Here is an 8,561-nt window from a genome sequence, read left to right on the forward strand (position 1 = left end):
AGCGTATGGCAAAGCCTGACACCATCATTCGCGGCCTGTGGGAGTTCCTTCAGACCTGCCCGTACATCGAGGCCGGCAGCCCTGTCACTGTGGACTGCATGCCCATGGACAACAACGCATTTACACTCGCCAAGCGCAGCGGCAATCCTATCGTGAAGATGTACACAGACGGCAGTTCCATCCGCCAGTATCCCTTTGCGGTCTGGTACCGCGGCAGCCGGGGCACCATCCAGGAAGGCATCGTCGCGAGCGGAAAATGTGAGCTCATCTCCCGCTGGCTGGAGCGGCAGAGCCGGGACGGCATGCTGCCGGATCTGCCCGAAGGCATGGCAGCGCAGCTCATCCAGGCAAGCGACACCGGGAAACTTTACACCCTTGAGCCGGACGTGTATATCTACGAGGTACCCTGCCGGCTCCAATATATACAGGAGGCATGACAAATGGCAGTTACAGCTGATGTAAAAGGCACCGCGATCCTGCGCAACAAGGTCGCGGATTATCTCAACACTGAACCGGGCGGGGAATCTCCCGCATACCACCTTATGAATGTGTTCGAGACCATCGACGAAAATCCGAACGCGCAGGTGGTTGAAAAACACTATACATCGGACAAAGCAGCCACGAAGCTGACGTCCGGCTATGCGCCGCAGTTCCCCATCACAGGCGACCAGTATCTCGATAACGATGTCAGCGAGTTTATCCGTGATATTGCGGAGGAACAGCAGATCGGCGTAGAGACGGATTTCATCCGTGTCCGCCTGTACCAGCCCATCGCCAGCAAGGAGAACACCTTCTATGCGCGCAAGTTCCGCGTGTCCGTGGAAGTTTCCAGCATCACCGGTGCCGGCGGCGAGATCATCTCCCAGGAGGGGAACCTGAACCAGATCGGTGACGTCGTGATCGGCGAGTTTAACACACAGACAAAGACGTTCACAGAGGCGGCCGCCGCGCCAGCCAGCGCTGAACCGTCCGGGACCTGACAGGAGGATGCAAAATGGCGACAATCAAAGTATTGGACACGGAACTGGAACTGGACCTGCTGGATGCGGATGAACTGGAAAAGGTGGACGCCGCGCTCCAAGCCGTAGAAGGAGACGCGCAGCAGGACCCGGCACTTTCCCAGGCAGATAATATGCGCAAACAGGTGGGGGCGGTGCGCAAAGCGTTTGATACGATTTTCGGCGAAGGAACGGGCCTGCGCGTGATGGGCGAAAAAAACCATCTCGGTGTCGCCCTGACGGCATTCGCTCAGCTCACGGATGCGGTGCAGACGCAGCGTGCCGAGTTTGAACGCTCCATTTCCTCCATCAGGGCAAAGTACAGCCCGAACCGAGCGCAGCGTAGGGCGGCAGCGAAGAAATGAACCTCCTTGTAGACCCGGCGCCCACCGTGTACACGCTTGGAGATAAAGAATACCCCCTCAATACGTCGTTCCGGTTCGGCATCCTGTTTGAGCAGATGATGCTGGACAACGCCCTCTCCAACCGGGAAAAGGGACTGGCGGCCCTGGAGCTTTTCTTTCCCGGCATACTCCCGACCGGGGAAAATGAGGCGGGCTCCGCCATCCTCTGGTTTTACAACTGCGGCAAACCCTGGAAGCGCGGCTCGACCGCGCGCATGCGCCGCGCCGGAAAGGTGTTCGACTATGACCAGGACGACGGATATATCTTCGCCGCATTCCTAGAGCAGTACGGCGTGGATCTGGAGCAGGTGCAGGACCTGCACTGGTGGAAATTCAAGGCCATGTTCGACGCACTGCGGCCGGACTGCTTGTTCTCAAAAATCGTCGAGTGGCGCAGCACGGACCTTACGCAGGTGAAAGACCCGAAGGAAAAGAAATTCATCCAGGAAATGAAACAGGTCTACCGTCTGCGGAAATCCGTGGATGAACAGGAAAAACTGGACCTCATCGCTGACGCCCTCATGGGCGGCGGCGATCTCAGCAAACTCTGAGGAGGGCGGTAATGGAAGAAAAAGAGATCCGCTGCCCGAATTGTCAAACGAACAGCCGCCCGGGGCAGCTTCTGCTCCGGGCTCAATTCGTCAAAGGCGAAATCAAATGTCCCCGCTGCGGGGCATTGCTGCGATTGGAATATCCCAAGGACAGAGCCGATGGCCGCATCCAGGTTATAGGGTAGCGAGCAAGCGCCTGCTTTGCATCACGCAAGGCAGGTGTTTTTTGTATGGCGTATGACGGCCACCTGAAATTTGATACAAGTGTAGACGGCAAGGGGTTCCAGCAGGGGATCTCCACGCTGGCCAAAGGCGCCGCCGCGGCACTCACGGCAGTATCCGCCGCCCTGGGAGCCATGGCGGGCTATGCCGTCAAGGTCGGCTCCGACTTTGAGGCGGGGATGTCCGAGGTAGCGGCGATCTCCGGCGCTACAGGTGACGAACTGGATGCCCTGACCGCAAAGGCCAAGGAGATGGGCGCGAGCACCAAATTCAGCGCCACCGAATCAGCTGAAGCACTCAAATACATGGCCATGGCCGGCTGGGATACGCAGTCCATGCTGGACGGCCTGCCTGGCATCATGAATCTTGCGGCGGCCAGCGGTGAAGAACTCGGCGCCGTGTCCGATATTGTGACGGATGCGCTCACGGCTTTCGGTTTGTCTGCGTCCGATGCCGGACACTTTGCCGATGTTCTCGCAAAGGCATCCAGCTCCTCGAACACCAACGTTTCCATGATGGGCGCTACATTCAAGTATGCGGCGCCGCTTGCCGGAGCGCTGGGCTACAGCATTGAGGACTGCGCCCAGGCCATCGGCCTGATGGCGAATGCGGGCATCAAAGGCGAGCAGGCCGGCACTTCTTTCCGCGCCATGCTTACACGCCTTGCAAGCCCAACGGATGACGTTGCTGCGGCGATGTCTCAACTGGGTATCTCTCTCACGGATGCGCAGGGCAATATGCTGCCGCTGTCCGACGTGCTGGGCCAGCTGCGGGAAGGGTTTGCGGGTCTCGATGAGCAGCAGAAGGCCGCTATGGCCAGTACCATCGCGGGGCAGGAGGCTATGTCCGGCCTGCTGGCCATCGTCAACGCTGCACCTGAAGACTACGAGGCCCTTGCCGCCTCCATCGCGGATGCGGATGGCGCTGCACAGAGCATGGCCGACACCATGCAGGACAATCTGCAGGGACAGATCACCATCCTCAAATCCGCCGTTGAGGGACTTGGCATTGAGTTCTACGAGAGCATCCAGGAGCCGCTCAAGGACGTCGTAAAGACCGGCATTGGATACATCGAGGAACTGTCCTCCGCATTTAAAGAAGGCGGTTTGGACGGTCTCGTCGAGAGCCTGGGCAGCGTATTTGCGGACGCCGCTGCACGGATCGTAAAGAGCGCGCCCAAGCTCGTGAGCTCCGCCGTCAGCGCCATCAGATCCTTTGTATCCGGGCTGCGCGGCAACACCGGGCAGATCCTCGATGCAGCCATCGAGATGGGAACCTCCCTGCTGCAGGGCGTCGCGGAGATCGTGCCGGAGCTGGGCGCTTTTGCGCTGGACCTCATCGGCCAATTTGCACAGCGTCTCATCGACGGCCTGCCGCAGATGACGCAGGCGGGCGTGGACATGCTCAACTCCATGGCAGAGGGCCTGGCCACCGGCCTGCCGGAGTTCCTCGCGAACGCGCTGCCCATGATCGGCCAGCTTGCCGCGGGTATCCGCGAGAGCGCGGGCCAGCTCGTTGACGCCGGGATAAACCTCATCATGAACCTGGCCGACGGCCTCATCGCCGCCATACCCGACCTTCTGGCTAATATCCCGCAGATCATCATAGACCTGTGCGGGGTCATCAACGACAACGCGCCTAAGCTCCTGATGGCGGGCGTGCAGCTCATCGGCAAGCTCGTGATGGGTCTGCTTCAGGCCATCCCGCAGATCCTCGCGGCCATGCCGAAGATCGTCGAGGCCATCTGGTCCGTGATCTCGGCTTTCAACTGGCTTGATCTCGGCACGAACATCATGACGTTCTTCCGCGACGAGCTCAAGTCCATGGTCTCAAAAATCGGCGAGGCCGGACGGAGCGTCTTCGAGACCGTCAAAAATGCCATCGTAAATTTGCCGAACACGCTGAAAAATCTGGGCAGCAATGCGGTCTCCGGCATGGCGAACGCCATCCGCGGCCTGCTCTCTACAGTCGGCAACGCGGCAAAGGCGGTATTTACGAACATCGTGAATGCGGTGCTCAACCTGCCGTCCCGGCTGCTGGAGCTGGCGAAGAGCGCGGTCACGAACGTGGCCAACGCCTTCAAAAATGTCGAGTGGGGCTCTATCGGCTCTAACATTATCACAGGTATCATCTCCGGCATCGGCTCCGCCGTGTCCGGCCTCGTTTCCAGTGCGATCGACGCGGCGATGTCCGCATTCAATGCCGCCAAAAGAGCGCTGGGCATCCGCTCGCCGTCCAGGCTGTTTGCCGATGAGATCGGCAAGTTCATCCCGCCCGGTATCACGGTCGGCATCGAGGCCGCCATGCCGAAGGCGAAGCGTGACGTAGCGGATGACATGGAACAGTTTGCATCCACTGCACAGGACGCCGTGCTGTCCTCCCAGAACAAGACGGCCGCGCGTGCAGCTGCGTCCGGCAAGCTCCGCACCGCGGCGCCGCAGGCGCCGGGCGGCTCCAACGTCACGGTACAGGGTGAAACGCACGTCCATGTGGAAGTCGAGGGCCGCGAGATCGCGCGCGCAGCCGCTCCCTTCATGGGTGAGCAGATGGAATTCGAGGAGGATTAAAAGGGTGTTTTTAAATCATTTAAACGCCGTTGAATACGGCGTGCGGCTCCTGAAGGGCTGGTCCGTCAAGCGCGGCAGCACCGGTGCATCGGCTGTGAAGTCCCGCATGAGCGCTGCTTTCAACGTGATGGGATCGGAGGTGAGCCTGAAGACCATCACCTTGCCCGTGACCATCAAAGGGCGGGATCAGCACGAAGCTGCCGCGCGCCTCTCTGCATGGGAGGCCGCGCTGGCGGGCGGAAAGGTCGAGCTGCAGCTCCCGGATGGGTTTTACTATGACGCATACCTCAAGAGCTGCGGCGAGCCGTCTTATGACCTGCCCTGGCTCATCTCGAACACATACGTGTTGGAGGGCGTGCAGCGCGGCCCGCTGCTTTCTCTCAAAGCGCAGCCGGATGTGCCGTTTACAGTTAAGGGAACGGCCCCGCGTATCGGGTGCCGGATCGCGGCGACTGTACCCGATGGGGCAGCTTCCTTCAGCGTGGCCGGCGTTACATTCACCGGCGTGGCGGCGGGCGACATGCTGTGCATCGACGGCCTGACCATCCGTGTACTTGTCAACGGCGCGCCGGGGCTGCAGAAGTGCGACATCATCGAATGGCCGTATCTGAAGCCGGGCCTTAACACGGTCCCCGGCGACGGCGCCATGACCGTGGACTATTACCCCATCTATTACTAGGAGGGCTTATCATGCTGAAGATCCTGCAGGCGGACGGCGGACAGCTCCCGCTTGATTTTGACAAATACTTTATCCAGGAAGAAACGAACGGCGAGGACCAGATCGGGTTCACGCTGCCGCTTGACCATGCGGACTACAAGCTGCTGGCGGAAGAAGTGCAGCTGCTCGACGCCGAAGACGGGCAGGTCTACCGCATTACGGCCATCGACGAAGGCGCTGCCACTGCGAACATTAAGGGAAAGCTGGAGCTTTCGCCTCTGCGCGCAGATATGCGTATTCCTTACACCAACGGGAGCGATACGCTTGCCGGCACAGTGGAGGGCGTGCTGCCTGCGGGCTGGACCGTGGTGGACCACTCCCTCAGCACCATCCGGCGCACCATCGACCTGGACAGTGCGACGCCGGAGGACGTCATTCTCGGGGCTGCGTCTGCTTTTGGAGGGCTGGCCATCCGTTACAAGATTGCAGACAAGGCAGTGCATTTCTATGCTCCGGGAGATTTTAAAGCCGGCGGCGTCTACCTCACGGAGGAGCTCAACCTCACCAGCACAAACTTCAAAGGTTCATCCTCCGGTCTTTGCACGCGCCTGTACGCCCGAGGCAAGGACGGGCTGACTTTTGCCGGCATCAACGGCGGCAAGGACTATGTGGAGAACTTTTCATACACGGACAAGATCATCTGCGCATACTGGGAGGACGAACGGTACACTGTGGCGGAGAACCTGCTGGAGGCTGCGCAGAAAAAGGTGGACGCATCTGCGGTGCCTGTGCGCAGCTACAGCTGCGGCGTCGTGGATCTTGCAAAGGCATGGCGCTATGAGGAGGGGGCCGGCTCCAACATTTACGCACACCTCAACATCCAGCTGCTTACGGTCGCCACGCTCCTTGATACACGCCGCGGCACACGCATCGACCATCAGGTCGTGCAGTACAAGCGGTATCCTCATTATCCGGACCTCAATGTCGTGACGCTGTCCACGAAAGCGCCCACGATCACGACGACCGTCAAGCAGCTCCAGGACGCCATCGAGAACCCGTCCAGCTCGTTCCGCAAACAGATGCAGAGCCTGATCAACCAGATGGCTGCTGGCATCTCCGGGCATGACGGCGGGACCATGGAGATCACCTTCAACAGCGATGGCAAGCCAAACGGCATCCGGTGGGGCGACGGCGATGATCTTGCCACGTCCCAAAAGGTCCTGTGGCTCAACCTGGAGGGCATCGCCTACGGCCAGAACGGCGTGAACGGCGATTACAGTACCGTGTGGAGCTTTGCGCAAAACGGGTTTGTCGCTGACTGGATCGTCGTGGGCACGCTTACAGCAAATCTCATCAAAACCGGCCTGCTGCAGAGCAAAAACGGGAAATCGTGGATCAACCTGGACACTGGAGCCGCGCAGCTTGCAGGCACATTTCTTTCCGGCACAGATGCTTTTCTTGCAGAGCTTTCGGGAGGTATGCTCCGCTTCTCTCAAAATGGGACTTATGTGGGCGGCCTGTATTCGAATACTTGGGGCGACCAGAAAACGCTGAGTTTCTCCGGATCCGCTGTACACGTCAGGTCAAGGATAGACGATGCAGGGATCGCGCTTAGTGCCGCGGTTCAGGGCGGGGTGACTGGTGAGATCAAAAGCCAGCCGAGCCTTATGGTGTTTGACGGCAAAGGGCACTTCATCTCGCTGCAAGTTACAGACGGAGAGTCGAAAATCATTTTTAACGGATACGAGTGTACACTCAAGGAACGGACTGTTGACGGGCAAACGATCCGATACCTGGGGGCGCTTTAATAGGAGGGCGGCTTTATGGCTTTATCAGTAAACACTACGATCACGAGAATGATGGACGAACCGGATTATCCTGTTATTGTCCATGCGAAGCAGAATGATAAGCGCACGCGCTTCGTTACGCTCCGGTGCTCCGATACGGAAAACGGGTTTTCCATTCCGTCCGGCACTGTGGGGATCGTGCGGGTGCGCAAAAATGACGGCACAGCGTGCTTCTATGACAAGAACGACCTGGGTGATGCCGCGGTCGTCATCGACGGCAACTCCGTCACCATCGAACTGGTGGAGCAGGCTCTCACTGCCGCCGGGATGCAGAAAACCGAAGTAAATCTGTACACACCGGACGGGGCTAAGATAACCACCTTCAGCTTCGCGCTGGAGGTTGAGGCGTCCGTCCTTACAGACGCGCAGATCGTTTCCTCGGACTACTATAACGTGCTGACCTCGGATATATCCTCCGCGCTGGCGGCTGCCGTTGCTGCGGACGCTTCGGCCGAAGAAGCAGCTGCGCAGGCGGCCGAGGCAGCAGCGTCCGAGGTAGCTGCAGCTCAAAGCAAAGCCGCAGCTGTGGCCAGTGCTGCGGCTGCGGACGCCAGTAAGTCCGCAGCCGCAAACAGCGCCGCCGCTGCGGCCACATCCGAGGCGAATGCGGCCTCCAGTAAGTCCGCTGCCGCTTCCAGCGCGTCTGCTGCTGCGACGTCCCAAACCAATGCCGCAGATAGCCAGGCCGCCGCTGCTGCCAGTGCATCCGCTGCCGCTGCATCTGAGACGGCCGCATCTGCCAGCGCTTCCGCCGCTGCGCAGTCCGCACAGGCCGCGCAACAGGCGGCAGACTCCATTGACTCGGATAATCTTTTAGAGAAAAACGGCGATGGTGCGGCGGTAACTGTCCCCTTTACCGCTCCGGTGGCACTCCCTGCATTGCCCTCCTCTCCGGCAACGCTGGAGGCTCTGATGACCATGCTGGCAAGCATGAGGAACAGGCTCGCTGCGTTGGAAGAAAGCATGCCGGGCATCGGTGAGTGGTGGTACTCTCCCAATGTTATTACTTATACCGGAGGGGTCAACAGCAAAGCCTTCGCCCGCGTCAATTTCAATGACGATCTCAGTAAAACCGTATATACAGTGCTCTATGCTAAAATCGGTGATTCCCTCAGTTCTGGCGCGGCAGACGGCTTTTTCAACTGCAAAAAATTGGCTGAACGCTTCCCGTTAGCTTATGGTGCTAATTTTGCACTGCGCGATTTGGGAGGTATACGAAAACAAAAAATCACTGAAAAAAATCTACCAGGATTCAGCGCAGTGCTCGCAAACACGAATGAATTATTTGTCGGAGACGCCGATTGGTTTGGAAGC

At 59.2% G+C, this 8,561-nt stretch carries 9 protein-coding genes; all 9 read left to right on the top strand.

Going from position 1 to position 8,561, the window contains the following annotated elements; genetic code table 11:
* Nucleotides 1-5: 5 nt before the first annotated feature.
* Nucleotides 6-437, top strand: a complete 432-nt coding sequence (locus IIY41_RS04565) for a hypothetical protein (protein WP_119980892.1) — start codon at nucleotides 6-8, stop codon at nucleotides 435-437.
* Between the two features lie 3 nt (nucleotides 438-440).
* On the top strand, nucleotides 441-980 hold the full coding sequence (locus tag IIY41_RS04570) for a hypothetical protein (RefSeq protein ID WP_119980893.1): 540 nt from the start codon (nucleotides 441-443) through the stop codon (nucleotides 978-980).
* Between the two features lie 14 nt (nucleotides 981-994).
* The gene (locus IIY41_RS04575) at nucleotides 995-1,363 is read left to right on the top strand and encodes a DUF6673 family protein (protein WP_287399962.1); all 369 of its coding nucleotides are present in this window, start codon (nucleotides 995-997) and stop codon (nucleotides 1,361-1,363) included.
* Entirely contained in the window at nucleotides 1,360-1,953 is a 594-nt protein-coding gene (locus tag IIY41_RS04580) for a bacteriophage Gp15 family protein (RefSeq protein ID WP_287399964.1), read from the top strand. Before IIY41_RS04575 ends, IIY41_RS04580 begins: the two co-directional genes overlap by 4 nt.
* Nucleotides 1,954-1,964: 11 nt before the next feature.
* The gene (locus tag IIY41_RS04585) at nucleotides 1,965-2,138 is read left to right on the top strand and encodes a Com family DNA-binding transcriptional regulator (protein ID WP_117461440.1); all 174 of its coding nucleotides are present in this window, start codon (nucleotides 1,965-1,967) and stop codon (nucleotides 2,136-2,138) included.
* A 45-nt stretch (nucleotides 2,139-2,183) separates the two neighbouring features.
* Nucleotides 2,184-4,742, top strand: a complete 2,559-nt coding sequence (locus IIY41_RS04590) for a phage tail tape measure protein (RefSeq protein ID WP_287399966.1) — start codon at nucleotides 2,184-2,186, stop codon at nucleotides 4,740-4,742.
* Nucleotides 4,743-4,746: 4 nt separating this feature from the next.
* A complete protein-coding gene (locus tag IIY41_RS04595; protein ID WP_287399968.1) occupies nucleotides 4,747-5,421 on the top strand; it encodes a hypothetical protein in 675 nt (224 codons plus the stop codon).
* Between the two features lie 11 nt (nucleotides 5,422-5,432).
* On the top strand, nucleotides 5,433-7,208 hold the full coding sequence (locus IIY41_RS04600; protein WP_287399970.1) for a phage tail spike protein: 1,776 nt from the start codon (nucleotides 5,433-5,435) through the stop codon (nucleotides 7,206-7,208).
* Between the two features lie 15 nt (nucleotides 7,209-7,223).
* Nucleotides 7,224-8,561: hypothetical protein (locus IIY41_RS04605; protein ID WP_287399972.1), on the top strand; the 1,338-nt coding region annotated here is incomplete at its 3' end.

It is taken from the genome of Ruthenibacterium sp., assembly GCF_017421385.1.
Classification (GTDB): domain Bacteria; phylum Bacillota; class Clostridia; order Oscillospirales; family Ruminococcaceae; genus Ruthenibacterium; species Ruthenibacterium lactatiformans.

Coding starts and splice junctions, on each gene's coding strand:
- IIY41_RS04565 (WP_119980892.1), top strand. CDS start 6: ATGGCAAAGCCTGACACCATCATTCGCGGCCTGTGGGAGTTCCTTCAG.
- IIY41_RS04570 (WP_119980893.1), top strand. CDS start 441: ATGGCAGTTACAGCTGATGTAAAAGGCACCGCGATCCTGCGCAACAAG.
- IIY41_RS04575 (WP_287399962.1), top strand. CDS start 995: ATGGCGACAATCAAAGTATTGGACACGGAACTGGAACTGGACCTGCTG.
- IIY41_RS04580 (WP_287399964.1), top strand. CDS start 1,360: ATGAACCTCCTTGTAGACCCGGCGCCCACCGTGTACACGCTTGGAGAT.
- IIY41_RS04585 (WP_117461440.1), top strand. CDS start 1,965: ATGGAAGAAAAAGAGATCCGCTGCCCGAATTGTCAAACGAACAGCCGC.
- IIY41_RS04590 (WP_287399966.1), top strand. CDS start 2,184: ATGGCGTATGACGGCCACCTGAAATTTGATACAAGTGTAGACGGCAAG.
- IIY41_RS04600 (WP_287399970.1), top strand. CDS start 5,433: ATGCTGAAGATCCTGCAGGCGGACGGCGGACAGCTCCCGCTTGATTTT.